The sequence below is a fragment of the Streptomyces viridosporus T7A genome, assembly GCF_008704515.1.
GTDB classification, from domain to species: Bacteria; Actinomycetota; Actinomycetes; order Streptomycetales; family Streptomycetaceae; genus Streptomyces; species Streptomyces viridosporus.
In genome coordinates this window covers 6,631,581-6,657,036 of the sequence record NZ_CP023700.1, presented here as the reverse complement: position 1 = coordinate 6,657,036, position 25,456 = coordinate 6,631,581, and the positions used below count along the sequence as shown (strand labels likewise).

Sequence of the window (25,456 nt, the reverse complement as noted above, 5' to 3'; positions counted from 1 at the left end):
AGACGGGACGACCCGGGTGAGGAAAGGGGCCGGTCATGGAAGGCATGCCGCCCGAGGGTGCCGCCGAGATCCAGTTCATCGGCAACGCCACCCTGCTGATCCGCTACGGGGAGCTGACGCTCCTGACCGATCCGAACTTCCTCCACCGCGGACAGTTCGCCCACCTCGGCTACGGACTGGTGTCGCGGCGGCGCACCGAACCGGCCCTCGACGTCGCGGAGCTGCCGCACGAGGACCTGGACGCCGTGGTGCTGTCCCATCTGCACGGCGACCACTTCGACCGGGTGGCCCGGCGCGGACTGGACCGCGGTCTGCCGTTCGTGACCACCCCGCACGCCGGCCGCCTGCTGAAGGGCCTGTACGGCTTCCGCCACGCCACCGGCCTGCGCACCTGGCAGAGCCGCACGGTGCGGCACGGGGACTCCTCCGTGCGCATCACCGCGCTGCCCGGCCGTCACGGCCCCGGGCCGGCGCGGGTGCTGCTCCCCCCGGTGATGGGCAGTCTGCTGGAGTTCGGCGACCGCTCGGGGGAGATCCGTCTGGTCCTCTACCTCTCCGGCGACACCCTGATGTACGACGGCCTGCGGGAGATCCCCCGGCGCCACCCGGACATCCACCTGGCGGTCCTGCACCTGGGCGGCACCACCCTGCCGGGCGGGCTGCTGGTCACCATGGACGCCGCGCAGGGCGCCGACCTGCTCGACCTGGTGCGCCCGCGCAGGGCGATGCCCGTCCACTACGACGACTACACGGTGTTCAAGTCCCCGCTGGAGGACTTCCTCGCCGAGGCCCGGCGTCGCGGCCACGGCGCGCGCCTCCTGCAGTGTCCTCCGGGCGAACGGGTGACCGTCGGCGCGCGGACCGCGCTCTGACGGGGCGCCTCCGCTCCCCAGCCCTCCTCCGTCACAGGTCGCCCGGTGCGTCGAGGCCGGTCAGCGCGCCGACGGGGTCGGGGTCGGGGGTGCCGCGGGGCCACCAGTCGTCGCGGCCCGGTTCGGACTCGTAGGCGTACCACAGGTGGTCGCGGCCGAAGCGGAGCTGGACGTGGCCCCGGGGATGGGTGAGGCGGTTGCGCCAGGGACGGAAGGCGGGGAGGTCGGCGGCGAGCAGCAGCGGGCGGGCGCGGTCGAAGCGGCCGGCCGGCGGGTCCCAGGACTCCTCCAGGACGGCGAGGCCCGTCGGGCCGCCCTGGCGCCAGGCGGCGACCGCGCGCGCCAGCTCGGCGGTGGTGCGCCCGGCGGCGGTGGCGAGGGAGGAGTACAGCGCGCGGGTCGCCGCGGTCAGGCCGGAGCCGGGGCGGGCGGCGGCGAGCCGCACCGCGTCCTGCCACAGGGTGAGTCCGCCGACCGGGTCGCGGCCGGTGGTGAGCAGGGCGTGGGCGCGGGCGGCGGCGTCGGTGGCCAGCTGGTCGAGCGCGAACGGGTCCGGGCCGCCGGGGGACGCGGGGTACACCGGGGGCTGCTCGGGGTGCGCGGGCGGGGGCGGCGGGGCCGGGAGCGGGGGGAGGTCACGCGGGGCGAGGGCCTCGGCGGCCCGTACGCCGGGCAGGGCTTCCGGTTCCTTCTCCCGGGCGGCGCGGGCGGCCCGGGCCGCGCTCAGTCGGGACAGGGCGTCGATCACCTCGCGCTCGCCGCGTCCGCGCAGCAGGAGCAGCACGAACGGGTCGGCGTCGAGCAGCCGGGCGGTCTGGTAGCAGAGGGCGGCGGCGTGCTTGCAGGGGTGACCGGAGTCGGGGCAGCTGCAGTGCGGGTCGAGGTCGCCGGGGCCGGGCAGCAGCGGGGCTCCGCAGTCGGCGAGGGACGGGGGCATCTCCTTGTCCAGCAGGGCCGCGATGTGGCCGGGCCGGTCGGCGGCGGCGTCCAGGAACCGCTCCCATTCGGCGTCCCGGAACGTCCGCAGCCGCACCTGTACCCGGTACGGCCGCGGCCGGCTGCCCCGTACGTACGCGAGGACGAGCCCCGGGGTGACGGTGATCGCGTCGACGTGGCCCTGCTCGGCGTATCCGCGCCCGCGCGCCAGCCGTGCGGCGTCCAGCGCGCCCTCCTCGAGCGCGGTGACCCACGCGTCGCCCCACCAGGTCCGGGCGAAGCCCTCGCCGTCCGGGGTGCGGGGCGGGAAGGCGGGGAAGGTGCGGCGCAGGTCGCCGTCGCGCGCGGGGGCGGCCATGGAGCGGGGGACGGCGTGGGGGGCGGGGGACGCCGGGGAGCTCCGGTGGGTGCGGGGGGCGGCGCCGGGTCCCTGTTCCGGCTCGTCGGCCGGGGCGGGCACGCGGTGGGCGTCGGCGAGCGACTCCCGCACCTCGCGCGCACCTGCCTCGGGCGCCCCTCCCGGCGCCCCTCCCTCGGGCGCCTCTTTTTCGTACGTCCGTACCTCGTGCGCGCCCCTTTCGTGCGCCTGTACCTCGTGTGCCGGTACCTCGTGCGCCCGGGAGTCGGCGGCGCGGTCGCCGCGGGTGGTGCGCGGGACGCGGGGGGCGGGGGACGGTGTGCGCCGGCGGGGCTCGGTCCGTCCCTGCCGGTCCTCGGCCTGCGCGCGGGCGCGCCCCTCACGGGCGGAGCGCAGCGCCTCGCGGGCGATGTCCCCGGGGCGCTGTGCGGGGCGGTTCGCGGCCCCCTCCCCTCCGGGTCCGGCCGCGGCGGGCGCCTCGGCGGGCGGTGTGTCGCCGGCCGCCGGGGAGGTGGCCGCCGGGCCGTCGGCCGCGGCCCGCTCCACGGGCGCGGCGGTGTCGTCTCCGCCGGGGCCGCCGGGGTCACCGGCCGCCGGTTCCGCGCCGCGCCGGGCGCGGACCGCCCGGCGCAGTGCCTCGCGGGCCGCGTCACCCGGGCGGTGCTCCCGGTCCGCCGGCCGCTCGGGCCGCCGGACGGCGGAGGCGGTCTGCGGGTCGGGAGCGCCGACGGCGGCCCGCTCCCGCGCGGCGCGCAGGGCCTCGCGGGCCTCGTCGGACGGGCGGGGCGTCATGCCGGCCTCCGCAGGGACACCAGGTCGGACAGGTCGCGGTCGGACAGTTCCGTGAGGGCCGCCTCGCCGGAGCCGAGGATCGCGTCGGCGAGGGCGCGCTTGGACTGGAGCATCTCGGCGATGCGGTCCTCGACGGTGCCCTCGGTGATGAGGCGGTGGACCTGGACGGGCTGGGTCTGGCCGATGCGGTAGGCGCGGTCGGTGGCCTGTTCCTCGACCGCCGGGTTCCACCAGCGGTCGAAGTGGACGACGTGGCCCGCGCGGGTGAGGTTCAGGCCGGTGCCGGCGGCCTTGAGCGACAGCACCAGGACGGGGGTCGCCCCGCTCTGGAAGCGGTCCACCATGCGCTCCCGCTCCGGCACCGGCGTACCGCCGTGGAGGAGGTCGACCGGGACCGCGCGCTCGGCCAGGTGCGCGGTGATCAGCCGGGCCATCCCGACGTACTGCGTGAACACCAGGGCCGAGCCGTCCTCGGCGAGCAGGGTGTCCAGCAGTTCGTCCAGCAGGGCGAGTTTGCCCGAGCGGGCGGCGAGCCGGCCGCCCCCGGCCCGTGCGTGCTCCTCCTTCAGGTACAGCGCCGGGTGGTCGCAGATCTGCTTGAGCGAGGTCAGCAGTTTCAGCACCAGGCCGCGGCGGCCCATGCCCTGTGCGCTCTCGATGGCGAGCAGGGACTCGCGGACCACCGCCTCGTAGAGCGCGGCCTGTTCGCGGGTGAGCGGCACGGGGTGGTCCGTCTCGGTCTTGGGCGGCAGTTCGGGGACGATGCCCGGGTCGGACTTCCTGCGCCGCAGCAGGAAGGGGCGCACCAGACGGGCGAGGCGCTCGGCCGCCTCCTCGTCCTCGCCGGTCTCCACCGCGCGCGCGTGCCGGGCGCGGAAGGACTTCAGGGGGCCGAGGAGCCCTGGGGTCGTCCAGTCGAGCAGGGCCCACAGCTCGGAGAGGTTGTTCTCGACGGGGGTCCCGGTCAGCGCCACCCGCGCCGGGGTCTTGATCGTGCGCAGCGCCTTCGCCGTGGCCGAGTGGGGGTTCTTGACGTGCTGGGCCTCGTCGGCGACGACCATGCCCCACGTCCGCGCGGCCAGGGCCGGCGCGGCGGAGCGCATGGTGCCGTAGGTGGTGAGGACGAAGCCGCCGTCCAGGTCGTCCAGGGTGCGGTCGGGGCCGTGGAAGCGGCGGACGGGGACGCCGGGTGCGAACCGGGCGATCTCCCGCTGCCAGTTGCCGAGCAGCGAGGCCGGGCAGACCACCAGGGTCGGTTCGGTGCGGGCCCGCTTCAGGTGCAGGGCGATGAGGGTGATCGTCTTGCCCAGTCCCATGTCGTCGGCGAGGCAGCCGCCGAGGCCGAGGGAGGTCATGAGGTCGAGCCAGGCCAGGCCCCGCAGCTGGTAGTCGCGCAGGGTGGCGGCCAGGCCGGGCGGCGGCTCGGCGGGCCGCACGCCGGCGGTCAGGCGGTCGCGGAGGGCGGCCAGGGCGCCGGCCGGCACCGCCTCGACCGTCTCGCCGTCGACCTCCGCACGGCCGGTGAGGGCGACGGACAGCGCGTCGACCGGGTCGAGCAGTCCCAGGTCCCGTCCGCGGGCCTTGCGGACGAGGGCGGGGTCGACCAGCACCCACTGGTCGCGCAGCCGGACGACCGGGCGGTGGGCCTCGGCCAGGGCGTCCATCTCGGCCTCGGTGAGCGGGTCGCCGCCGAGCGCGAGCTGCCAGCCGAACCGCAGCAGGTCCTCGCTCTCGAAGAAGCCGGTGCCGTCGGTCGCCGAGCCGGGGGCCGGGCGGACGACCGCCGTGGCGGTCAGGTCCTGGGCGAGGTCCCGGGGCCAGTGCACCGCGACCCCGGCCGCGGCGAGCCGGCCGGCCGCCGCGCCGAGCAGGTCGTTCAGCTCGTCCTCGGACAGCGCCAGCACGTCGGGCACGTCCTGGTCGCCGAGCCGGTCCAGCGGCGGCCAGACGCGGGCCGCGCGGCGGACCGCGAGGGCGGCGTCCACCCGCGCGCGGGGGCCGAAGGCGCCGTCCGCCCCGCCCGCCCACAGGTCGGCCGCGTCGGCCACCAGCGTGGGGTCGGCGAGGCTGTGCACCTGGACGACCGCCGCGCCCGCGGCGCGCGTGCCGTCGCCGCCCGCGGGGGCGCCGTCGAAGAGGTCGTACGCGGACAGGTCGAGGCGGAGCGAGATCCGCACGCCCGCGTCCATGCCGGCGGCGACCTCCGCGGCCCAGTCGTGGGCGCCGGGCAGCCGCTGGGCCCGCCGGGCGGCGAACGGCGCTCCGGAGGCGTACGGCGCGGCCGGGGTGCGGGGCAGGGTGTCGGCGACCGCGTCCAGGAAGGCGCGCACCAGCGCCTCCGGCTGCGGCAGCCGGAGGGGGCCGGGGCCGGGCAGCGGGACGGCGTGGCCCTCGTACGGGAGGGCGGCGGCCACGGCGCGCAGGTGGGCCACGTCGTCCGGGTCGAGCGGGCCGGCGCGCCAGGCGTCGTGGCCGGTGGCGGTCAGGCCGGGCAGCAGCCGGCCGCGCGCCGTGAGCCGCAGCGCGTGCAGGGCGGCGGCGCCCCAGCAGGCGGTGGCCGGGTGGGCCGCGGGGTCGTGACGGGCGCGGACCAGCAGCGGCAGCGCCTCGTCGAGGGGGAGCGAGAGGGCCGGGGTCGCCCGCCGGCGGACCCCGGTGCCGTGCGGGCGGACCACGGTGAGGTCGGTGCGCCGTGCGGGTGCGGCCCCGCCGGGTGCGTCGTCGGGCGGTCCGGGGTGCTCCTGCCCGGGGACCTCGACGGGGCCGCCCTCGGGGTCGTAGAGGGCGATGCGTCCGTCGCGCGGGAGGGGTGCGGGCAGGAAGACGGCGGCGAGCCGGACGGGGACGTCCGTGCCGCCCGCGGCGCCGGACCCGGTCGTGGTCCGCCCGGCCGTCACGGTCCGTCCGTCCATGTGTCCCGCCATGTGTCTCGTCACCTCCCGCCCGCGTGCCGGACCAGTCCGTCCCCGACTCTACGGGCGGGGTCCGACAATCGGTTCCGGCGGCCTGCCCCGCGCACACCGGCCCCGGGGCGGCGCGGGGTCAGGGCACGGTGCGGGAGACGACGTACACCCAGGGATAGCCCGGCTTGTCGTGGTTGACGACGATGTCGTGGGTGGGTGCCGGGTCCTTCTGCTCGTGGGCGAGGCCCGACCAGGTGCCGGGGCCGTCGAAGGTCCAGCCGGTGACGTTGCGGTCGCGCTCCCCGATGGTGATGTCGCCCTGCTTCAGGTCGTCCGGGTGCAGGCCCATGCTGGTGAGGAAGGCGCTCAGGCCCGCGTCGGTGGTCTCGAACTCGACGTAGAGGCGGCTGGTCTTCCAGTTGTTGGTCTCGTAGTACGCCACCCACCAGGCGGGGTGCGGGACGGGCACCTGGTAGAGGCGGCGCTGCAGCTTCGACGGCCAGCCCTCGGTCAGGCCGGTCGCGGAGTACTTCGCCTCCTTGTCCTTGCCGCTGGCCCGGCTCTGGTTCGCGGAGATCACCAGGTACCCGGCCGGGACGCCGATGAGCAGCACGATGATCAGCAGGGTGAGCGCCCTGCGGCGGATCGCGTGCCGGCGGCCCTCGGCCGGGGCCGCCGTCCGCTGGGGAAACTCGCCCGTCCGGGGGAACTCGCCCGTCACAGCGACTCCTGGACGGCGCGGCGGGCCTGTGCGTAGTACCGCTCGTAGCGCTCGTACCGCTCGACCCGGCGGCGCTTGGCCCGGCGGAAGCGGCGGGCGACCAGGCGGGCGAGGTCGGCGGCGCCGACCATGCCGGCCTCGGGGCCGAGCTGGGCGCGGACGATGTGGGCCTCGGGGCGGTAGCCGCGGCCGGTGAGGTGGCGCTTGAAGGCGTCCCGCGCGGGCCCGATCAGCAGGTCGTCGGCGGCCGAGACCCCGCCGCCGATGACGAAGCAGGACGGGTCGAGGGCGGCGGCGAGGTTGGCGATGCCGATGCCGAGCCACTGCCCGATGTCCTGGAGCAGTTCGATGCACATGGCGTCGCCGTCCCGGGCCAGCTCGGTGATCATCGGACCGCTGATGTCGGCGATGTTCCCTTTGACGTGCTCGATGATCCCGAAGGCGACCGGTGAGTCGGCGGCGGCCAGTTCGCGCGCCTCGCGGACCAGGGCGTTGCCGGAGCTGTACTGCTCCCAGCAGCCGCGGTTGCCGCAGGGGCAGCGGTGGCCGCCGGGGACGACCTGCATGTGCCCGAACTCCCCGGCGACGCCGTACTTGCCGCGTTTGACCTGCCCGTCCTCCAGGATCGCGCCGCCGATGCCGGTGCCCAGGGTGATCATGACGAGGTGGTCCTCACCGCGCCCGGCGCCGAAGCGCCACTCGGCCCAGGCGGCGGTGTTGGCGTCGTTGTCGACCAGCACGGGCACGGACAGCCGCCCGGAGAGGCGGTCGCGCAGCGGCTCGTTGCGCCAGGACAGGTGGGGGGCGAACAGCACGCGGTTGCGGTCGGCGTCGACCCAGCCGGCCGCGCCGATGCCGACCGCGTGCACGTCGTGCCGGTCGGACAGGTCCAGCACCAGTTCGACGATGGTGTCCTCGACGACCTTCGGGCTCTTGGACTTGTCCGGGGTCTCCGCGCGGAGCTTCTCCAGGATGTTGCCGTCGGCGTCCACCACTCCCGCCATGACTTTCGTGCCGCCGATGTCGATGCCCACCGTCGGGACACGGGGTGCCGTCAGGTGGGAGCGGCGCTCCCGCGTGCCGACGGTTCTGAGGACCGGGGCCCGGCGGGAGCCGATGGGGGCGGTGAAGTCGCGGTAGGTGCTCATCGAGCCCGATTCTGCCGCACCGCCCCGCCCGGCACCGAACGGGACGGCCGGAAAAGGGCTCGCTCCACCACCGGTCGCCGGCGGCCCGTGGCCGTTCGCGCCCGCACGGCGAAGCCGCCCGCCGCCCCGGCGCAACCGTCAGCCGCGCCGCAGTTCGTGGCGCAGGTCGTCCAGCTCCGTGCCCCCGGCCATCTGCCGGGTCAGCTCGTCCAGGGTGATGTCGTCGCGCCGGTGGTTCCCCACCGTCGTCCCCCGCTTCAGCAGCACGAACCGGTCCCCCACCAGATACGCGTGGTGCGGGTTGTGGGTGATCAGCACGACCCCCAGGCCCCGGTCCCGTGCCGCCGCCACGTACTTCAGGACCACCCCGGACTGCTTCACCCCCAGGGCCGCCGTCGGCTCGTCCAGCACCAGCACCTTGGCTCCGAAGTACACCGCGCGGGCGATCGCCACGCACTGCCGTTCGCCGCCGGAGAGGGTGCCGATCGGCTGGTCGACGTCGCGCAGGTCGATGCCCATCCGGAGGAGCTCGGCGCGGGCGGTGCGGCGCATGAAGCCGACGTCCATCCGCTTGAAGGGGCCGACGCCCGTGCGCGGCTCGGAGCCGAGGAAGAAGTTCCGCCAGACCGGCATGAGCGGGACGACGGCCAGGTCCTGGTGGACGGTGGCGATGCCGCGGTCCAGGGCCTCGCGCGGGGAGGACAGGCGCGTGGCCCCGCCGTCCAGGGCCAGCGTGCCGCCGTCGTGCCGGTGCACCCCGGCGATGATCTTGATCAGGGTGGACTTGCCGGCGCCGTTGTCGCCCAGCACGCAGGTGACCTCACCGGCGTGCACCTCCAGGGAGACCCCTTCCAGGGCGCGCACGTTGCCGTAGTGCTTGCTGACGCCGGACAGCTCCACGAGGGGCGCACGGCGGGTGGTCCGGGTCATTTCACGGCCTCCGCGCGGCGGCGCACCCAGGTGTTGAGCAGGGTCGCGAGGAGCAGCATCGCCCCGAGGAAGAACTTGAACCAGTCCGGGTTCCACTCGGCGAAGACGATGCCCTTGCTGGTCATGCCGAACAGCAGCGCGCCGACCGCCGAGCCGACGGCGCTGCCGTGGCCGCCGGTGATCAGGCAGCCGCCGATGACGGCCGCGATGATGTAGATCAGCTCGTTGCCGACGCCCTCGCCGGACTGGACGACGTCGTAGCTGAAGAGCAGGTGCTGACCGCAGATCCAGGCGCCGAGGGCCACGCCCATGTAGAGGCCGGTCTTGGTCCTGGCCACGGGGACGCCCACCGCGCGGGCCGCCCGCTCGTTGCCGCCGACCGCGAAGATCCAGTTGCCCGCGCGGGTGCGCAGCAGGATCCAGCTGCCGAGGGCGACCAGGGCGAGCCACCACACGACGGTGACCTTGAGGTGGACGCCGCCGACGGTGAAGGTCGAGGCGAACAGGGCCCGTGCCCCGGCGAAGCCCTCCATGTCGGCGATCGTCCTGGTGGAGACGGTGCCGCTGACGAGCTTGGTGAAGCCGAGGTTCATGCCGGTCAGCATCAGGAAGGTGCCGAGCGTGACGATGAAGCTCGGCAGCCGGGTACGGGCCAGCATGATGCCGTTGAAGGCGCCGATGGCGAGGGTGACCAGCAGGGACACCCCGACGCCGACCCAGACGTTGGCGGTCATCTGGTAGCTGAACATCGACGACAGCAGCGCCGACGAGGTGACCAGGACGCCGGCCGAGAGGTCGAACTCGCCGCCGATCATCAGCAGCGCCACCGGGACGGCCATGATGCCGATCGTGGAGGACGCGTACAGCACGGTGCCGAGGCTGGAGGCCCGCAGGAAGCCGTCGGCGACGAGGGCGAAGCAGCAGAAGACGGCGATCGCGCCGACGACGGAGCCGAGTTCGGGGCGGCTCAGCAGCCGCCGGAGCGGGAAACCGGTCCGCAGAAACCTTTCTTCACCGGCTGCCGCCCCTACGGTCGCGTTCTCCCCGCCGGCCGAGGTCTCCCCGCCCGGCGTCGTGTCCGCGGTCGCCCGGCTCATCGGGTGCCCCGCTTCGTGTACGCCTCGAGCGCCGCCGCGTCGTCCCCGGTGATGACCTGCGGGCCGGTGAGCACCGGGCGGCCGCCGCCCAGGACGTCGGCGTTGTACCGGTACAGCCACAGCAGGTCGACCGCCTCGTAGCCCTGGAGGTAGGGCTGCTGGTCGACGGCGAAGCCGAGGCTGCCGTCCTTCAGCCCGGCGGCGACCTTGGCGTTGAGGTCGAAGGTGTCGATCTCGGCGTCGCTGCCCGCGCCCTCCTTGGCCTTCACCGCGGTGTCGGCGTAGGGCGCGCCCAGCGTGACGACGGCGTCCACGCCGGGGTCGGACTGGAGCCGGGCCTCGATCGCCGACTGGACGTCGGGCATGCTCGTGCCGTTGACGTGGAGCCGGACCAGCGTGCCGTCGAAGGTCTCCCCCACCCCGTCGCAGCGCTGCTCGTGGCCGACGTTGCCCTGCTCGTGCAGGACGCAGAGGGCCTTCTTCCGGCCCCGCGCGTTCAGCTCCTCGCCGACGGCCTCACCGGCGATCGTCTCGTCCTGCCCGATGTGGGCGAGCGCGCCGAACTCCTTGGACTCGGCCGAACCGGAGTTCACGGTGATCACCGGGATGCCGGCCTCGCGGGCCCGGGCGAGGGCCGCCTTCATCGCGTCCGGCTTGGCGAGGGTGACGATGATCCCGTCCACCTTCTTGTCGACGGCCGCGTCCACGAGCTGCGCCTGCCGCTGGCCCTCGTCGTCGTGGGAGTACAGGAAGCGGACGTTGTCCTTCGCCGCGGCCTGCTCCGCGCCGTTCTGGACGATGTCCCAGAAGGTGTCGCCGTCCCCCGCGTGGGTGATCATCGCGAAGGTCCAGCGGGGGGTGTCCACCGCCGCCCTCCCCTGGGTCGCCGCGGCCGCCCGGGCGTCCTCCGCCCGTTTGCCGCCGGTACTGCTGCATCCGGCGAGCGAGAGGCTCAGCGCCCCCGCCACCGCGACGCCCACCCAGGTCCAAAACCGTGCCACGAGGCCGTGCCCTTCTTGCTGTGTTCTGTCGTGCCTGGGGCCGATGACCGCACCGGACCCAAACGCCCCATTCTCGAACACGGGCATCAGGCACTCCCGCCCGGGGAGCGGACACCGGTCATATTGTCCGGACATTGCGACGAAGGGTGGCGCGCGTCACCGTGCGCCGTCCCGCACCGCCCCGCGGCCGTCCCGCGGCCGTCAGGACCGGACGAGCAGTTGGAACTCGAAGGAGTAGCGGGAGGGCCGGTAGGTGTGGGTGCCGAACTCCACCGCGCGGCCGGTGTCGTCGAAGGTCACGCGCTGCATGGTGAGCAGCGGGGCGCCGGTCTGCTCGTCGAGCCGCTCGGCCTCGGTCGCGGTGGCGGCACGGGCGCCGATGGTCTGGCGGGCGCTGTGCAGGGTGATGCCGGCCGCCCGCATCAGCCGGTACAGGCCGGTGGCCTCGAGCTGTCCGGTCCCGAGGTCGAGCAGGCCGGGCGGCAGGTAGTTGCACAGGTACGCCATCGGCTCCCCGTGCGCGAGACGCAGCCGCTCGATCCGGTGCACCTCGCCGCCCTCGGCCACCCCGAGGGCCGCCGCGACCTCGGCGGACGCGGCGACGACGGTGTTGACCAGGACCTTCGTGGCCGGGCGCTGGCCCGCCGCCTCCAGGTCGTCGTAGAGACTGCTCAGCTCCAGGGGGCGCTTGACCCGGCTGTGCACCACCTGGGTGCCGACGCCGCGGCGGCGCACGAGGAGGCCCTTGTCGACGAGGGACTGGATGGCCTGGCGGACGGTCGGCCGGGACAGACCGAGCCGCCCGGCGAGCTCGATCTCGTTGCCCAGCAGGCTGCCGGGGGTCAGCGTGCCCTGCTCGATAGCGGCCTCCAGCTGCTGGGACAGCTGGAAGTACAACGGCACGGGGGAGCTGCGGTCCACGCTCAGCTCCAGCTGCACGGTCGGGTCCACTTCTGGTTTCGGCACGGCCCGAGCGTAGTCCCGTGCGCTGTTGACGGGAAGTCGTGTAGTTCGGTTGTCCGGACATGCGGATTGACAGGAGGGGGCACGGGCCCCACTTTGTCTCCATGCGCATCGGGATCATCGGTACGGGCCGCATCGGCAGCCTTCACGCTCGCACGCTCAGCAGGCACCGTGACGTGGGATCGCTGATCCTCACCGACGTGGAACCCGCGCGGGCCCAGGAGCTCGCGCACCGGCTCGGTGAGACGGCGGCGCCCGGGGTGGACGAGATCTTCACCTGGGGCGTGGACGCCGTGGTGATCACGACGGCCACGCCCGCCCACGCCGAGCTGATCGGCCGGGCGGCACGCGCGGGACTGCCGGTGTTCTGCGAGAAGCCCATCGCCCTGGACCTCGCGGGCACGTTACAGGCGATCATGGAGGTGGAGGCCGCCGGGACCGTCCTGCAGATGGGCTTCCAGCGCCGCTTCGACACCGGCTACGCGGGGGCGCGCGAGGCGGTGCGCTCGGGCCGGCTCGGGCGGCTGCACACCGTACGGGCGACGACCGGCGACTCCGAGCCGCCGCCGACCGGGTACCTGCCGCAGTCCGGCGGACTGTACCGGGACACCCTCATCCACGACTTCGACATCCTGCGCTGGGTGACCGGCCGGGAGGTCGTGGACGTCTGCGCCGCCGGGTCCGACGCGGGACCCGCGGCGTTCCGGGAGGCGGGCGACGTCGACACCGGCGCGGCGCTGCTCACCCTCGACGACGGCACGCTCGCCACGCTCACCGCGACCCGTCTGAACGGCGCGGGCTACGACGTGCGCATGGAGCTCGCCGGGGAGCGGGACCAGATCACCGTCGGCCTGGACGACCGCACGCCGATCGCGTCCACGGAGCCGACCGGGCCGCCGCCCGCGGACAAGCCGTGGACCGGGTTCCTGGAGCGGTTCGGGCCCGCGTACGAGGCGGAGCTGAACGCGTTCGTCGAGGTGGTGCGGGGTGAGCGGGCCAACCCCTGCGACGGGCGCGAGGCCCTGAGGGCGCTGCGGATCGCCGAGGCGTGCGAGCTGTCCCGGCGGGAGCGCCGAGCCGTCCGGCCGATGGAGCTGGGGCGCGGGGCGGACGCGGCGTTCGACTGACGCGGGCGGGCACGGCAAGCACCGCACGGCGCCCGCCCGGGCGCGGCGAGGAGGGGGCTCGGGCGGCGCGCCGGGCCGGGGTCAGGGCGTCCGGACCGGCAGGACCGTCCCCTGGGCGACCGCGCACAGTGTCTCCGTGCCGTCCTCGGCGAGGGTGAGCAGGTCGCAGCGGACGACCGCCCGGCGCCGCCCGGCGTGCACCACCTCCGCGCGGGCGCGCAGCGTCCGGCCCGCGGCCGGACGGAGGTACTGGACGGAGAAGCCGCCGGTGAGCACGTGCGGGCCGAGCGCGGCGCCGGCGGCGAAGGTGAGGGCGTTGTCGGCCGCGTAGGAGAGGACGCCGCCGTGCAGGAAGCCGTTCTGCTGGTGGAGTTCCTCGCGGATGTCGATCTCCAGGGTGGCCGCGCCGTCCCCGAAGGCGGTGAGGCGGGCGCCGAGCAGCCGGCTGAAGGGCTGGTCGTGCAGGACCTGCCGGGCCGCGGCGAGGTCGAGTCCGGGAGGTGCGGTCATGGGAGGCCGGGGCTCCTTCGGGCGGCGGACGAGCGGCGGACGGGTCGCGGGGGCCGACGGGAGGCGGCCGGGGGCGCGCCCGCACGACGCTACCGCCCCTCGGTGTCCTCCAGGAGCCCGGCGTCGTGGGCGAGCAGGGCGATCTGCACGCGGTTGTTGAGGCCGAGCTTGGCCAGGGTCCGGGAGACGTGGGTCTTGACCGTGGCCACGCTCATGAAGAGCCGCGCGGCGATCTCGGCGTTGGCCAGGCCCCGGCCGACCGCGACGGCGACCTCGCGTTCACGGTCGTTCAGGGCGGCGATCCGCTGCCGCGCGTGCGCGCGCCGCGTGTCGGCGGCGGTGCCGGCCGCGTGCGCCATCAGCTGACGGGTGACGGCGGGCGACAGGACGGGGTCACCGGCCGCGACCCGGCGCACCGCGGCGAGGATCTCGGCGGGCGGTGTGTCCTTGAGGACGAAACCGGCGGCACCCGCGCGCAGGGCCCGCAGCACCTGCTCGTCGGCGTGGAAGGTGGTGAGCACCACCACCTGCGGGGCGTCCGCGCGCCGGCGCAGCGTCTCGGTGGCGGCGAGCCCGTCCACCGCCGGCATCCGGATGTCCATGAGGACGACGTCCGGGCGGGTGCGGTCGACGAGTGCCTCGACCTCGCCGCCGTCGGCGGCCTCGCCGACGATCTCGATGTCCTCGGCGCCGCCCATCATGAAGGACAGCCCGGCCCGCACCAGGGGGTCGTCGTCGACGAGGAGCACTCTGATCGCAGTCATGGGAGGTACGTAATCACGGTGGGGCGGGGCATGGACACGCCGGGCGGCCGGGCTCCGCGGGGAGGTGGCCCGCCGGCGCGTCCGGCGCGCGACTCACCGCCGCTCCCCGGCCCCGGTGCCGGCCCCCGCCCGTCCCCGGGGCAGTCGTGCCCGCACCTCGAATCCGCCGTCGGGCGTGGGCCCGTGGTCCAGGGTGCCGCCCGCCAGGGTGGCCCGTTCGGTGAGGCCGATCAGGCCCTGCCCGGCGCCGGGCACGGGCGGTACGCGCCCCTCGGGCGGGGGGTTGCGCACGGTCACGGTGAGACCCTCCTCCGGGTCGTCGGCGACCGTCACGGTGACCTCCGTGCCGGGGGCGTGCTTGCGGGCGTTGGTCAGGCCCTCCTGGACGATCCGGTAGGCGGTGCGGCCGACGGAGGCGGGGACGGCGGCCGGGTCGGTGACCCGCTGCTCCAGGGCGACCTCCATGCCGGCCTGCCGGGACTCGGCGACCAGCGTGTCGAGCGCCGTGAGCGTCGGCTGCGGCCGGCCCGCGTCGTCGGACTCGCCGGCCCGCAGCACGCCGATGATCTCCCGCAGGTCCTGCAGCGCCTCGTGCGCGCTCTCCCGGATGACGCCCGCCGCCCGCGCGATCTCCTCGCGGGGCGCGTCGGGCCGGAACTCCAGGGCGCCCGCGTGCACGCTCAGCAGCGTCAGCCGGTGCGCGAGCACGTCGTGCATCTCCCGGGCGATGGCCTCGCGCGCGAGCCGCTGCGCCTGCTCGGCCCGCAGCCGTGCCTCCGTCTCGGCGCGCCGGGCCCGGTCCCTGAGGCTCAGGATGAGCTGGCGCTTGGAACGCACGAACATGCCCCAGCCGACGACCGCGGCGAACAGCACCACGAAGAGGACGAGCGCGGCGAGGTACGGCAGCTCGGGGTCGGGACGCCACCAGAAGTAGAGCGGAACGATCACCAGATGGGCGCCGCCCACCCACGCCACGTAACGGAAGGGGCGGTGCACGGCGAGGGTGAACAGGGCGATCACGGCGACGCCGCCGGACGTCTCCGAGACGAAGCTGACCGGGACCATGACCGCGGCCAGGCCGAGCGGCCGGCGCCGGCGCAGCCAGATCGCGGCACAGGACAGCACGCCGAGCACCTGGTCGACGGCGACCAGGGGTTCCGGGACGGAGGAGGCGTCGGCCAGCGTTGCGGCAGCCGCCAGGCCCGTGAGGACGGCCAGCAGGAAGCAGGAGAAATCGACGATCCAGTCGCGCACGGTGCGCCGGGGCCGGCGCCCGGAACGGGTCGTGTCGGGGTCGAGAGCGTGGAGGAGGGCGGACGGGAAGAACCATCTGCGCCCCGTGAACACCGGAACGGCCTGCGCCGCCTTGTCGCCAGTCACGGTCGACGAATCTACGCACGGGGCGTTGCCGCCGCGGCGGCCGGGACGGGATCGCCCACCGAAGGCGCACCACCGCAGACTTTCGGCGCACCGGACGGCGCGGATCGTGTTCTTCCGTCGGGCCGGTCCCGCCCCGCGGCCGATGCGGACGGGGGGTCCGCGGGGCGAGGGTCGGCGGCATGGAGCAGTTGCCGGGATTCCTGGGTCTCATCGCGGTGGCGCAGGGCGCGGCGGGCCCGGTCACCGAGTTCTCCGACGGGCGCGTGGGGTTCGTGCAGCGGATCGGCTTCCCCGACGGCCGCGAGGCCGGTGCGGGCGGCGGCCCTCGGCGGGCCGACGTCAGGGGCTCTTTGGAAGCTCGTACGTGCCGTACTCGGGGCGGCCCGCCAGGTCGTAGGACTGGACGGAGACGCCCGCGGCCGTGACCTCCCCGCCGGTGTGCCGGAACGCCGTCGGTGCCGAACCCTCCGGGAACAGGCGGCGTCCGGCGCCGAGGACGACCGGGAAGGTCAGCAGGTGGAGGGTGTCCACGAGACCGAGCGCGAACAGGGACTGCGCGAGGGTGGCGCTGCCGTGCACCTGGAGCTCGCCGTCGGTGCGCTCCTCGAGGTCGGTGACCTCCTTGGCGAGGTCGCCGCCGATCACGGTGGTGCCGGCCCACCCGGGGTCGGTGAGGGTGCCGGAGACGACGTACTTCGGCAGGCCGTTCAGCTTGCCGGCGATCGGGTCGGCCGGGTCGGTCACCTTCGGCCAGTACGCGGCGAAGATGTCGTACGTGCGGCGGCCGAGGAGGAAGGCGCCCGCGCGGGAGAAGACCCCGTCGACGAAGCGGCCGAAGTCCTCGTCCCCGTACGGGACGCTCCAGCCGCCCTGCGTGAAGCCGTCCCGGGTGTCCTCCTGGGGGCCGCCGGGGGCCTGGTGGACGCCGTCGAGGGAGACGAAGGCGGTGACGACGAGCTTGCCCATGGTGGTTCCTGTCTTTCGGGGGCCGGGAAATGCGCGGTCGTCGGTGCAGACCCCGGCGGCGTCCGCGACTCATCGGTCGTGCGCCGGGTCGATGTCCGTTCGCCGCCGGTGTCCCGGGGGCCGGGGCGCTGGGATGGGGGCATGAACTCATCGACGAACTCTTCACGCCCTTCGCCCTCTCCGTGTTCCCCGGGGACCCTGCGCGGCAGGGTGGCCCTGGTGACCGGCGGCGGCCGCGGGATCGGCGCGGCGACGGCGCTGCGGCTCGCGCGGGAGGGCGCGGACGTGGCCGTGACCTATGTGAACGACGAGGAGGCGGCCGCGAGCGTGGTGCGGGCCGTCGAGGCGCTGGGGCGCCGCGCGGTGGCCCTGCGCGCGGACGCGGCGGACGCGGCGGAGGCCGCCGGGGCGGTGACGGCCGCGGTGCGGGCGCTGGGCCGGCTCGACATCCTGGTGAACAACGCGGGCGTCGGTCTGCTCGGCCCGCTGGAGACCCTCTCCCCCGCCGACGTCGACCGGGTCCTCGCGGTGAACGTGCGCGGGGCCTTCGTGACCGCGCAGGCGGCCGCCGCCCATCTGCCGGAAGGGGGGAGCATCGTCACCGTCGGCACCTGCATGACCCAGCGCGTGCCCGGTCCCGGCGGGACGCTCTACGCGATGAGCAAGTCGGCCCTGGTGGGTCTGACCAAGGCCCTGGCACGGGAGCTGGGCGGGCGCGGGATCACGGCGAACATCGTCCATCCGGGTCCGATCGACACCGACCTGAACCCGGCGGACGGCCCCCACGCCCCCGGCCAGGCGGCCATGACCGCGCTGGGCCGCTTCGGCACGGCCGACGAGGTGGCGGACACCGTCGTCCACCTGGCGGGGGCGGCGTACGTCACCGGCGCGGAGTTCGCCGTGGACGGCGGGCACGCGGCGTGAGGCCGGTGCGCTCCCGAGGTGCCGTGCTCCGCGCGGGCCGTCCCCCCGGCCCCGAAGGGTCCCCGCCGGGTCAGCCGCCCAGGTCCCGGTGGCGGGCGGCCAGGGCGGTCGCGCCCCGCTCGGTCAGGGTGCCGAACAGGCGCAGGCGGGAGATGCCGCCGTCGGGGAGGACGTCCACGCGCGCGTGGGTGCCGACCGCCGGTTCCGGGAGGACGAAGCGGTGATCGGTGTCGGGCTGGAGGCGGGTGGGGGGCAGGATCTCCCGCCACCCGCCGGCTCCGTCGGCGGCGGTGTCCTTCACCGACACCGAGGCCCAGCCGGCGCTGTTGCCCTTCAGGTACGCCGTGTCGATCTCCAGGGCGCGGATCCGCGCCTGGGCCGTCAGCCGGTAGCGGATCCAGTCGTGTCCCCGGTCGCGGCGGCGCCGGGTCTCCCAGCCGTCGTCCATCCTGCGGGGGCGGTCGGGCCGGATGGTGTTCACGGCCGGTGAGTAGAAGAGGTCCGACACCTCCTCGACCCGGCCGCCGTTCTCCAGGGCGACGACGTCGAAGGTGCCCAGCGCCGCCAGCCACGCCGGGTCCGGGACGACCTCGCCGTGCACCCGCAGGCGGGCGATGCCGCCGTCGGGGTGCTGGTTGAGGCGCAGGTGGGTGAAGCGCCGCTCGACCGACACGGCGAAGCCGTTGGCGGCGTGGCCGCCGACCGGTGCGGGCGGGACCAGGGTCGTCCACTGCGTCCGGTCCGAGAGCAGTTCCTCCGGCGCCGGGGAGCCGGGCACCGAGGCGCCCTCGACGGACACGGCCCGCGGGTGGTTGCCGCGGAAGTGGGCGGTGTCCACGACGATGCCGCGGACGACCCCGGGCGCGCCGAGCCGGATCAGCGCCCAGTCGTGGTCCTCGGCGGCCGGCCAGGGGCGCTCGGGGGAGGGGCCGCGCCGGCGCCGGGTCTCCCAGCCGTCCATGACCTTGCCCTTGTGCCCGAAGTGCCCGGGGTCGAACGCGGCGCGCTCCGGCAGCAGCAGGTTCTCGCGCGGGGCGAAGAACTCGTCGTTGGCGGCGACGACACCGGCGCCGAGCCGGCGGTCGGCGAGGTCGGTGAGGTGGGTGAAGGGGAAGTCGGCGGTGCGGTAGTCGGCGTACGGGTCACCGCCGCCGTAGGGGTCCGCGTCGCCGGTGAAGCGCGCCGACGGGGAGGAGTGCTGCGCCGTCACGGTGATCCGGTCCTGCCTTTCGGGGTCAGCGGGGGCGGGTGAGCAGCCGGCCCTTCGGTTCGGTGAACTCGCCGTCGGCGACGACGCACCGGCCGCGCAGCCAGGTGGACTTCACGACCCCGTACAGGGTCCTGCCCGCGTACGCCGTCACGGGGTTGCGGTGCTGGAGGGCCGCCGGGTCGACGGTGAAGGTCTCGTCGGGGGCGAGGACGGCGAAGTCGGCGTCGCGGCCGGGTGCGATGGCGCCCTTGCGCGCGTCGAGTCCGACGAGCCCGGCCGTGCGCGCCGACATCCAGCGCACGACGTCCTCCAGGCCGTGGCCGCGCCCGCGGGCCTCGCTCCAGACGGCCGGCAGGCTCAGCTGGAGGCCGGAGATGCCGCCCCAGGCGGTCGCGAAGTCGTCCGTCTTGAGGTCGGCGGTGGACGGGGAGTGGTCGGTGACGACGCAGTCGACGGTGCCGTCCGCCAGCGCCTGCCAGAGCAGGTCCCGGTTGGCGGCCTCGCGGATGGGCGGGCAGCACTTGAACGCGCTGGCGCCGTCCGGGACCTCCTCCGCGGTGAGGGTCAGGTAGTGGGGGCAGGTCTCGACCGTGACGCGCACGCCGTCCGCCCTGGCCGCGGCGATCAGGGGCAGTGCGTCACCGGAGGAGAGGTGCAGCACGTGCACCCGCGCGCCCAGCCGCTCCGCCTGTTCGAGGAGGAGGGCGATGGCGGTGTGCTCGGCCTCGCGCGGGCGGGAGGCGAGGAAGTCGGCGTACCTCGGGCCGGCGGCCCGCGGGGCGGCGGCGAGGCGGTGCGGGTCCTCGGCGTGCACGGTCAGCAGCCCGTCGAAGGCGGCGATCTCCGCGAGGGAGCGGGCCAGTTCCTCCTGTCCCAGGTGCGGGAACTCCTCCACGCCGGAGGGCGACAGGAACGCCTTGAAGCCGAAGACGCCGGCCTCGTGCAGCGGGTGCAGGTCCTCGACGTTGTCCGGCAGGACGCCGCCCCAGAAGCCGACGTCGATGTGCGCCTCGGCGGCGGCGGCCCGCCGCTTGGTGCGCAGGTGGTCGACCGTGGTGGTCGGGGGGAGGGAGTTGAGCGGCATGTCGACGAGCGTGGTGATGCCGCCGGCCGCCGCGGCGCGCGTGGCGGTCCGAAAGCCCTCCCACTCCGTGCGGCCGGGGTCGTTGACGTGGACGTGGGTGTCGACCAGGCCCGGCAGCAGGACGTCGTCGCCGAGATCCGTCAGGCGGGCGGCTCCGGGGACGGGCGCGTCGTACGGCAGGACGGCCGTGATCGTGCCGTCGGCGACCGCGACGGACGCGGCGCGTGTTCCCCCGGGGGTGATGACACGGGTCGAGCGCAGTACCAGTTCGGCGTCGGACACCCGGTTCCTCCTGGTCTTCCGTCCGGTCCGGCCTCGACATCCACCTGCGGTGTTCAACGTTCTGTTGAAGGAGTCTTCACTCCCGCCCCCACCCCGTCAAGGGTCCGTCCCCGCACGGCCGCACCACCGACCACGCCTTGGTTGATTCCACGAAGCGGAAACAATGTTTTGGAAGGCAGAACGCAATCGTGTGCCAGCGGGCGGTCGACCGGCCGCCGGGTAGGCTTCTGACCTTCTCGCCAGCCCCGAAAGGAACGCGCCGTGCCGACGTCCAGCGCCAGCACCACCGACTCCGCCCGGTCCACCGCCAGTGGCGGCGTGCAGTCCCTCGAGCGCGCCTTCGATCTGCTCGAACGGATGGCGGACGCGGGCGGCGAGGTCGGCCTGAGCGAGCTGTCCGCGAGCAGCGGCCTGCCCCTGCCGACCATCCACCGCCTGATGCGCACCCTCGTGGCCTGCGGTTACGTGCGGCAGCAGGCCAATCGCCGGTACGCGCTCGGTCCGCGCCTGATCCGGCTCGGCGAGTCCGCCTCCCGGCTGCTGGGCACCTGGGCGCGCCCGCACCTGGCCCGTCTGGTGGAGGAGACCGGCGAGACGGCGAACATGGCGCTGCTCGACGGGGACGAGGTCGTCTACGTGGCGCAGGTGCCGTCCAAGCACTCGATGCGGATGTTCACCGAGGTCGGCCGGCGCGTCCTGCCGCACTCCACCGGCGTGGGCAAGGCCCTGCTGGCCGGCTTCCCGCCGGAGGAGGTCCGGGCGCTGCTGGCCCGCACCGGCATGCCCGCCGCGACGGAGAGGACCATCACCGCCCCGGAGGACTTCCTCGCGGCGCTGGAGGACGTGCGCCGCCTGGGTTACGCCGTCGACGACAACGAGCAGGAGATCGGCGTCCGCTGCCTCGCGGTGCCCGTGCCGGACTCCCCCACGGCGGCGGCGATCTCCATCTCCGGTCCCGCGGGGCGGGTCACGGAGGCGGCGACCGAGAAGATCGTGCCGGTGCTCCAGCAGGTCGCGGCGGAACTCTCCGAAGCGCTCACCGCGTCGGGCGCCTGACCGCCGGGGCGGCCCCCGGCTCCGGTGAGCCGGGGCCCGCCCCGGCCGGGTGCTCCCGGGCACCCCGGAGCCCCGCCGCCCCGGGCACCCGCGCGACCGTGCGTCAGCCCCGCGGTGGCTCCCCGAACAGCTCCACCGCGTCCCGCACCTCCCGCACGCCCCGCCCCAGCGCGCTCACCGAGCCGATCGCCCCCGCGACCAGCAGCAGCGAGCGGCGCAGCCGGGGAACCTCGGGGCTGCCGCCGGCGGCCAGGGAGTCCAGCACGGCCAGCTCCTCCTCCGCGATGCTCCGGTCCGGGAACTCCGCCGGGTGCGCGGCGAGTTGCCGACGCAGCCGGGAGACGGCGGAGCGCAGCTCCGCCACCCGCGGGTCCACCCGACCGCCGGGCGTCCGCCTCTGTTCCACGCTCCGCACCACAGCCCACCCCCTGGCACGTCGTTGTGCGCCTGCCCGCCCGGCCCAGCACCCCCGCCGGTCGGTGCGGGCCAGTAAACGCCACCCCGGCACCCTCGCGCCAGTCCGCTGCGTCATCGACTTGCTCCGGAGCGTGACGCCATGGCCCGGGGCGCTCGTCCCGCACGGCGCCCCGACACCCGCCGACCGGTGCGGTATGCAGGACGCATGACGACACACCATCCCGGCCGGGACGCCCCGGCGGTGGCGGGACTGCTGCTGGCCGCGGGCGGCGGGCGGCGCCTGGGCGGACGGCCGAAGGCGCTGCTCGTCCACCGGGGGCGACCCCTCGTGGAGCACGCGGTGCGGGCGCTGCGCGCGGGCGGCTGCGCCCGTGTGCACGTGGTCCTCGGCGCGCGGGCGGACGAGGTGCGCGCCCGCGCCGCACTGCCGGACTGCGTGCTCGTCGACAACCCGGAGTGGGAGCGGGGCATGGGCACCTCCCTGCGGGCCGGACTGGACTCGCTGTCCGGGACCGGCGCGCGCGCCGCGCTGGTCTCGCTGGTCGACCAGCCCGGCATCGGGGCACGGGCCGTCGCCCGGGTCCTCGGCGCGTACACCTCCCCGGAATCGCTCGCCGCGGCCGCCTACGACGGCGTGCGCGGCCACCCCGTCCTGTTCGGCTCCGCGCACTGGGCCGGCATCGCCGCGACTGCCACCGGCGACCGGGGGGCACGCGCCTATCTGAGGGAGCACGCGGAGCGCGTCGCGCTCGTCGAGTGCGGGGACGTGGCCGAGGCGTACGACATCGACACCGAGGCGGATCTGACGCACCTCGAGTGAGCGGGCCGGTAGCGCGCGGGTGGGGCGGCACCGAGCGCCACCCCACCCGCCCCCCGGAGCGCCCCGACGTCAACAGAACATTGAACTTCCACCATGAGGAAACTACTATCCACCAGTTAGAAACGCCCGGCCCTCGGTCGGGCGCCCACCGCCGTCCCGGACCCGCCGGCACCCGGTGCCGCGTACGCCCAAGGAAGTGACAGCTGATGTCCGCACCAGCGCCGTCCCCGCTGGCCATCGTCGACGCCGAGCCCCTGCCCCGGCAGGACGAGGTCCTCACCGACACGGCACTCGCCTTCGTGGCCGAACTGCACCGCCGGTTCACCCCCCGGCGTGACGAGCTCCTGGCCCGCCGCGCGGAGCGCCGCGCCGAGATCGCCCGCACCGGCACCCTCGACTTCCTCCCGGAGACCGCCGCCGTCCGCGCGGACGACTCCTGGCGGGTGGCCCCGGCCCCCGACGCCCTGAACGACCGCCGCGTCGAGATCACCGGCCCCACCGACCGCAGGATGACCGTCAACGCCCTCAACTCGGGCGCGAAGGTCTGGCTCGCGGACTTCGAGGACGCCTCGGCGCCCACCTGGGAGAACGTGGTCCTCGGCCAGCTGAACCTGATCGACGCCCACACGCGGAACATCGACTTCACCGATCCGGGGACCGGCAAGTCCTACGCCCTGCGCCCGGCCGAGGAGCTGGCGACGGTCGTCGTGCGCCCGCGCGGCTGGCACCTGGACGAGCGTCACCTCACCGACCCGGACGGCACCCCGGTGCCCGGCGCGCTGGTCGACTTCGGCCTGTACTTCTTCCACAACGCCAAGCGGCTGCTGGACCTCGGCGAGGGCCCGTACTTCTACCTCCCCAAGATCGAGTCCCACCTGGAGGCCCGCCTCTGGAACGAGGTGTTCGTCCTCGCGCAGGACTACCTGGGCATCCCCCGGGGCACCGTCCGCGCCACCGTCCTCATCGAGACGATCACGGCCGCGTACGAGATGGAGGAGATCCTCTACGAACTGCGCGACCACGCTTCCGGGTTGAATGCCGGCCGCTGGGACTACCTGTTCTCCATCGTCAAGAACTTCCGCGACGGCGGGGCGAAGTTCGTCCTCCCCGACCGCAACGCGGTCACCATGACGGCCCCGTTCATGCGCGCGTACACCGAACTCCTGGTGCGCACCTGCCACAAGCGCGGCGCGCACGCGATCGGCGGCATGGCGGCGTTCATCCCCTCCCGCCGGGACCCGGAGGTCAACCGGACGGCCTTCGAGAAGGTCCGCGCCGACAAGGACCGCGAGGCGAACGACGGCTTCGACGGCTCCTGGGTGGCCCACCCGGACCTGGTCCCGATCGCCATGGAGTCCTTCGACCGGGTGCTCGGCGACAGGCCCCACCAGAAGGACCGGCTGCGCGAGGACGTCGACGTCAAGGCGGAGGACCTCCTCGCCGTCGACTCCCTCGACGCCAGGCCGACGTACGCGGGCCTGGTCAACGCCGTCCAGGTCGGCATCCGCTACATCGAGGCCTGGCTGCGCGGGCTCGGCGCGGTGGCCATCTTCAACCTGATGGAGGACGCGGCCACCGCCGAGATCTCCCGCTCCCAGATCTGGCAGTGGATCAACGCCGGGGTCGTCCTCGACAACGGCGAGCGGGTCACCGCCGACCTGGTCCGCACGATCGCCGCCGAGGAGCTGGCGGGCATCCGCGCCGAGATCGGCGACGAGGCGTTCGCGGCCGGCACCTGGCAGCAGGCGCACGACCTGCTGCTGAAGGTCGCCCTCGACGAGGACTACGCCGACTTCCTCACCCTGCCGGCGTACGAGCAGCTCAAGGGCTGAGGCCCGGCCCCGCTACTTCTCCGAGTGGCCCAGGGACTTCCCCGGGGCCACTCGGTCGCGTACGGCCCGCTTCACGGCCGTCGGCTCCGGGAAGCCCTGCTCGCGCCGGTCCCACACGACCTCGTCGCCGACCCGGACGACGAAGACACCGCCCGTGCCGGGCCGCAGCGCCAGTTCCGTCAGTTCCGCCTCGAAGGTCGTCAGCAGCTCCTGCGCCAGCCAGGCCGCCCGGGGCAGCCAGCGGCACTGGGTGCAGTACTCGATCTCCACCCGCCGTACGTCCGTCATCCCAGGTGCACCGACCAATCCTGTTCCGCTGCGGGCTTGCCGTGCAGGTCCGGGACACGCTTGAGCCAGTCCGGGCGGCCCCGCTGGGTCCGCGCCGCGCGCCGGGCGTTCTCCTCGGCGAGCTCCTCGGCGCTGGGGAAGTCGGTGGGCAGCCAGTCCCCGGAGGCCCGCACGCGCGCGTGGAGGTACCTCACGTACGCCTCCCGGGCCTCGTCGGGCGTGGCGAAGCCCGGCTCCTCGGCCAGCCAGGCGTCGGGCACCTCCGCGGTGACCGCCCGCAGCAGCTCCTCGGTCACCCGGGGGGCGAGTTCGGCGTCGGCGGCGCGGACGTCGGGGCCGTACCCGCCGAGGGCGTGGTGGCGGAAGTCGTACGCCTTGTGCGGATCGGTGCCGTCCCAGCGGTGGTGGAAGAGGAGCGCGGCCCCGTGGTCGATGAGCCACAGGCGCGGGGGCGCGACGCCCAGGGTCGGCCAGACCATCAGGTTGGAGCTGTGGACGGTCCGGTCCACGTTCACGGTCAGCGCGTCGAGCCAGACGATCCGCCCCGCCTCCAGCGGATCGACGGGGAAGACCTGCGCGACCTCGGGGATGAGGTCGCGGGCACCCGGCAGGTAGTCCATGCCGAGGTTGATCCCGGCGCTGGAGGCGTGCAGCTCCCGTACCTCCTGGTGCGGCTCGCTCTCGGCGACCGCCGGGTCGAAGTGCACCAGGACCAGTTCGGGGAAGCGCAGGCCCAGGGCGCGGGCCAGCTCGCCGACGATCACCTCGGCGACCAGCGCCTTGCGGCCCTGCGCGGAGCCGGTGAACTTCACCACGTAGGTGCCCAGGTCGTCGGCCTCGAACACCCCGGGCACGGACCCGCCGGACCGCAGGGGTGTGAGGTAGCGGGTCGCGGTGACCTCTCTCAGCATCGTCCCAGGCCCCACAAGTCGCTTGCCCTACCTTCCTTCGACCGGCTCCGACGACCGGCTCCGCCGCGGTGCGACCCGGAAACGTCCCGGATCGGCCCCGGGGAGCGTCCGGGAGTTCCGGCCGGCGTGCCCGTCTCCCCGTGCCCCCGTGTCCCCGTCTTCTC

Annotated in this window: 23 protein-coding genes; 6 read left to right on the top strand and 17 right to left on the bottom strand. The window is 74.9% G+C overall.

Annotated elements, in window-relative coordinates:
* Positions 1–35 precede the first annotated feature (35 nt).
* The gene (locus CP969_RS30515) at positions 36–872 is read left to right on the top strand and encodes an MBL fold metallo-hydrolase (RefSeq protein WP_016823945.1); all 837 of its coding nucleotides are present in this window, start codon (positions 36–38) and stop codon (positions 870–872) included.
* A gap of 31 nt (positions 873–903) precedes the next feature.
* Here CP969_RS30515 and CP969_RS30510 read toward each other — a convergent pair whose 3' ends face one another.
* The 8 genes from CP969_RS30510 to CP969_RS30475 all read right to left on the bottom strand — a co-directional run bounded on the left by CP969_RS30510 (position 904) and on the right by CP969_RS30475 (position 11,697).
* The gene (locus tag CP969_RS30510) at positions 904–2,958 is read right to left on the bottom strand and encodes an SWIM zinc finger family protein (RefSeq protein WP_150474987.1); all 2,055 of its coding nucleotides are present in this window, start codon (positions 2,956–2,958) and stop codon (positions 904–906) included.
* Complete coding sequence (locus CP969_RS30505) at positions 2,955–5,870, bottom strand: DEAD/DEAH box helicase (RefSeq protein ID WP_016823947.1); 2,916 nt, start codon at positions 5,868–5,870, stop codon at positions 2,955–2,957. The genes CP969_RS30510 and CP969_RS30505 overlap by 4 nt, the downstream gene beginning before the upstream one ends.
* A 130-nt stretch (positions 5,871–6,000) precedes the next feature.
* Entirely contained in the window at positions 6,001–6,582 is a 582-nt protein-coding gene (locus CP969_RS30500) for a hypothetical protein (protein WP_016823948.1), read from the bottom strand.
* Positions 6,579–7,730: an ROK family glucokinase gene (locus tag CP969_RS30495; RefSeq protein WP_016823949.1), complete on the bottom strand. Its 1,152-nt coding sequence runs from the start codon at positions 7,728–7,730 to the stop codon at positions 6,579–6,581. Before CP969_RS30495 ends, CP969_RS30500 begins: the two co-directional genes overlap by 4 nt.
* 138 nt (positions 7,731–7,868) lie before the next feature.
* Positions 7,869–8,660: an ATP-binding cassette domain-containing protein gene (locus CP969_RS30490; protein ID WP_004981326.1), complete on the bottom strand. Its 792-nt coding sequence runs from the start codon at positions 8,658–8,660 to the stop codon at positions 7,869–7,871.
* The gene (locus tag CP969_RS30485) at positions 8,657–9,757 is read right to left on the bottom strand and encodes an ABC transporter permease (RefSeq protein ID WP_016823950.1); all 1,101 of its coding nucleotides are present in this window, start codon (positions 9,755–9,757) and stop codon (positions 8,657–8,659) included. Before CP969_RS30485 ends, CP969_RS30490 begins: the two co-directional genes overlap by 4 nt.
* Positions 9,754–10,758: a sugar ABC transporter substrate-binding protein gene (locus CP969_RS30480; RefSeq protein ID WP_026084755.1), complete on the bottom strand. Its 1,005-nt coding sequence runs from the start codon at positions 10,756–10,758 to the stop codon at positions 9,754–9,756. The genes CP969_RS30485 and CP969_RS30480 overlap by 4 nt, the downstream gene beginning before the upstream one ends.
* Positions 10,759–10,959: 201 nt before the next feature.
* Positions 10,960–11,697, bottom strand: coding sequence for a GntR family transcriptional regulator (locus CP969_RS30475; RefSeq protein WP_004981333.1), 738 nt, complete (start codon positions 11,695–11,697; stop codon positions 10,960–10,962).
* 128 nt (positions 11,698–11,825) lie between these two features.
* Between CP969_RS30475 and CP969_RS30470 the strand changes: the two genes are divergently transcribed.
* Positions 11,826–12,848 (top strand): Gfo/Idh/MocA family protein, encoded by a 1,023-nt coding sequence (locus CP969_RS30470; protein ID WP_016823953.1) that lies wholly within the window; start codon positions 11,826–11,828, stop codon positions 12,846–12,848.
* Positions 12,849–12,929: 81 nt separating this feature from the next.
* On the opposite strand, the gene CP969_RS30465 is transcribed toward CP969_RS30470, so the two are convergent.
* The 4 genes from CP969_RS30465 to CP969_RS30450 form a co-directional block, all read right to left on the bottom strand.
* Positions 12,930–13,358: a PaaI family thioesterase gene (locus tag CP969_RS30465; protein ID WP_016823954.1), complete on the bottom strand. Its 429-nt coding sequence runs from the start codon at positions 13,356–13,358 to the stop codon at positions 12,930–12,932.
* Between the two features lie 89 nt (positions 13,359–13,447).
* Positions 13,448–14,122: a response regulator gene (locus tag CP969_RS30460; protein WP_026084756.1), complete on the bottom strand. Its 675-nt coding sequence runs from the start codon at positions 14,120–14,122 to the stop codon at positions 13,448–13,450.
* A gap of 93 nt (positions 14,123–14,215) precedes the next feature.
* Complete coding sequence (locus CP969_RS30455; RefSeq protein WP_016823956.1) at positions 14,216–15,502, bottom strand: sensor histidine kinase; 1,287 nt, start codon at positions 15,500–15,502, stop codon at positions 14,216–14,218.
* Between the two features lie 339 nt (positions 15,503–15,841).
* Entirely contained in the window at positions 15,842–16,468 is a 627-nt protein-coding gene (locus tag CP969_RS30450; protein WP_016823957.1) for a dihydrofolate reductase family protein, read from the bottom strand.
* A 141-nt stretch (positions 16,469–16,609) separates the two neighbouring features.
* Between CP969_RS30450 and CP969_RS30445 the strand changes: the two genes are divergently transcribed.
* Positions 16,610–17,392, top strand: a complete 783-nt coding sequence (locus CP969_RS30445; protein ID WP_026084757.1) for an SDR family NAD(P)-dependent oxidoreductase — start codon at positions 16,610–16,612, stop codon at positions 17,390–17,392.
* Between the two features lie 70 nt (positions 17,393–17,462).
* Here CP969_RS30445 and alc read toward each other — a convergent pair whose 3' ends face one another.
* Positions 17,463–18,602 carry an allantoicase gene (alc, locus tag CP969_RS30440; RefSeq protein WP_016823959.1) on the bottom strand — a complete coding sequence of 380 codons (1,140 nt, stop codon included), beginning with the start codon at positions 18,600–18,602 and terminating at the stop codon, positions 17,463–17,465.
* Between the two features lie 25 nt (positions 18,603–18,627).
* The gene (gene allB / locus CP969_RS30435) at positions 18,628–19,968 is read right to left on the bottom strand and encodes an allantoinase AllB (RefSeq protein ID WP_016823960.1); all 1,341 of its coding nucleotides are present in this window, start codon (positions 19,966–19,968) and stop codon (positions 18,628–18,630) included.
* Between the two features lie 261 nt (positions 19,969–20,229).
* Here allB and CP969_RS30430 point away from each other — a divergent pair, with 261 nt between their 5' ends.
* On the top strand, positions 20,230–21,024 hold the full coding sequence (locus tag CP969_RS30430; RefSeq protein WP_004981355.1) for an IclR family transcriptional regulator: 795 nt from the start codon (positions 20,230–20,232) through the stop codon (positions 21,022–21,024).
* 103 nt (positions 21,025–21,127) lie between these two features.
* Here CP969_RS30430 and CP969_RS30425 read toward each other — a convergent pair whose 3' ends face one another.
* Positions 21,128–21,442 (bottom strand): DUF5955 family protein, encoded by a 315-nt coding sequence (locus CP969_RS30425; RefSeq protein WP_039830671.1) that lies wholly within the window; start codon positions 21,440–21,442, stop codon positions 21,128–21,130.
* Between the two features lie 204 nt (positions 21,443–21,646).
* Here CP969_RS30425 and CP969_RS30420 point away from each other — a divergent pair, with 204 nt between their 5' ends.
* Together CP969_RS30420 and aceB are read left to right on the top strand one after the other, a co-directional pair.
* Positions 21,647–22,261 carry a nucleotidyltransferase family protein gene (locus tag CP969_RS30420; RefSeq protein WP_016823962.1) on the top strand — a complete coding sequence of 205 codons (615 nt, stop codon included), beginning with the start codon at positions 21,647–21,649 and terminating at the stop codon, positions 22,259–22,261.
* Positions 22,262–22,467: 206 nt separating this feature from the next.
* On the top strand, positions 22,468–24,093 hold the full coding sequence (gene aceB / locus CP969_RS30415; RefSeq protein ID WP_016823963.1) for a malate synthase A: 1,626 nt from the start codon (positions 22,468–22,470) through the stop codon (positions 24,091–24,093).
* A gap of 12 nt (positions 24,094–24,105) precedes the next feature.
* On the opposite strand, the gene CP969_RS30410 is transcribed toward aceB, so the two are convergent.
* Positions 24,106–24,381, bottom strand: coding sequence for an Rdx family protein (locus CP969_RS30410; RefSeq protein ID WP_016823964.1), 276 nt, complete (start codon positions 24,379–24,381; stop codon positions 24,106–24,108).
* Positions 24,378–25,292, bottom strand: coding sequence for a HipA family kinase (locus CP969_RS30405; protein WP_016823965.1), 915 nt, complete (start codon positions 25,290–25,292; stop codon positions 24,378–24,380). The genes CP969_RS30410 and CP969_RS30405 overlap by 4 nt, the downstream gene beginning before the upstream one ends.
* Between the last annotated feature and the right edge of the window lie 164 nt (positions 25,293–25,456).

Excerpts from the sequence above, each read along its gene's own strand:
- CP969_RS30490 (WP_004981326.1), bottom strand. The coding sequence starts at position 8,660 with ATGACCCGGACCACCCGCCGTGCGCCCCTCGTGGAGCTGTCCGGCGTC.
- CP969_RS30485 (WP_016823950.1), bottom strand. The coding sequence starts at position 9,757 with ATGAGCCGGGCGACCGCGGACACGACGCCGGGCGGGGAGACCTCGGCC.
- aceB (WP_016823963.1), top strand. The coding sequence starts at position 22,468 with ATGTCCGCACCAGCGCCGTCCCCGCTGGCCATCGTCGACGCCGAGCCC.
- CP969_RS30445 (WP_026084757.1), top strand. The coding sequence starts at position 16,610 with ATGAACTCATCGACGAACTCTTCACGCCCTTCGCCCTCTCCGTGTTCC.
- CP969_RS30410 (WP_016823964.1), bottom strand. The coding sequence starts at position 24,381 with ATGACGGACGTACGGCGGGTGGAGATCGAGTACTGCACCCAGTGCCGC.
- CP969_RS30510 (WP_150474987.1), bottom strand. The coding sequence starts at position 2,958 with ATGACGCCCCGCCCGTCCGACGAGGCCCGCGAGGCCCTGCGCGCCGCG.
- CP969_RS30465 (WP_016823954.1), bottom strand. The coding sequence starts at position 13,358 with ATGACCGCACCTCCCGGACTCGACCTCGCCGCGGCCCGGCAGGTCCTG.
- CP969_RS30495 (WP_016823949.1), bottom strand. The coding sequence starts at position 7,730 with ATGAGCACCTACCGCGACTTCACCGCCCCCATCGGCTCCCGCCGGGCC.
- CP969_RS30420 (WP_016823962.1), top strand. The coding sequence starts at position 21,647 with ATGACGACACACCATCCCGGCCGGGACGCCCCGGCGGTGGCGGGACTG.
- CP969_RS30450 (WP_016823957.1), bottom strand. The coding sequence starts at position 16,468 with ATGGGCAAGCTCGTCGTCACCGCCTTCGTCTCCCTCGACGGCGTCCAC.
- CP969_RS30470 (WP_016823953.1), top strand. The coding sequence starts at position 11,826 with ATGCGCATCGGGATCATCGGTACGGGCCGCATCGGCAGCCTTCACGCT.
- CP969_RS30405 (WP_016823965.1), bottom strand. The coding sequence starts at position 25,292 with ATGCTGAGAGAGGTCACCGCGACCCGCTACCTCACACCCCTGCGGTCC.
- CP969_RS30515 (WP_016823945.1), top strand. The coding sequence starts at position 36 with ATGGAAGGCATGCCGCCCGAGGGTGCCGCCGAGATCCAGTTCATCGGC.
- CP969_RS30460 (WP_026084756.1), bottom strand. The coding sequence starts at position 14,122 with ATGACTGCGATCAGAGTGCTCCTCGTCGACGACGACCCCCTGGTGCGG.
- CP969_RS30505 (WP_016823947.1), bottom strand. The coding sequence starts at position 5,870 with ATGGACGGACGGACCGTGACGGCCGGGCGGACCACGACCGGGTCCGGC.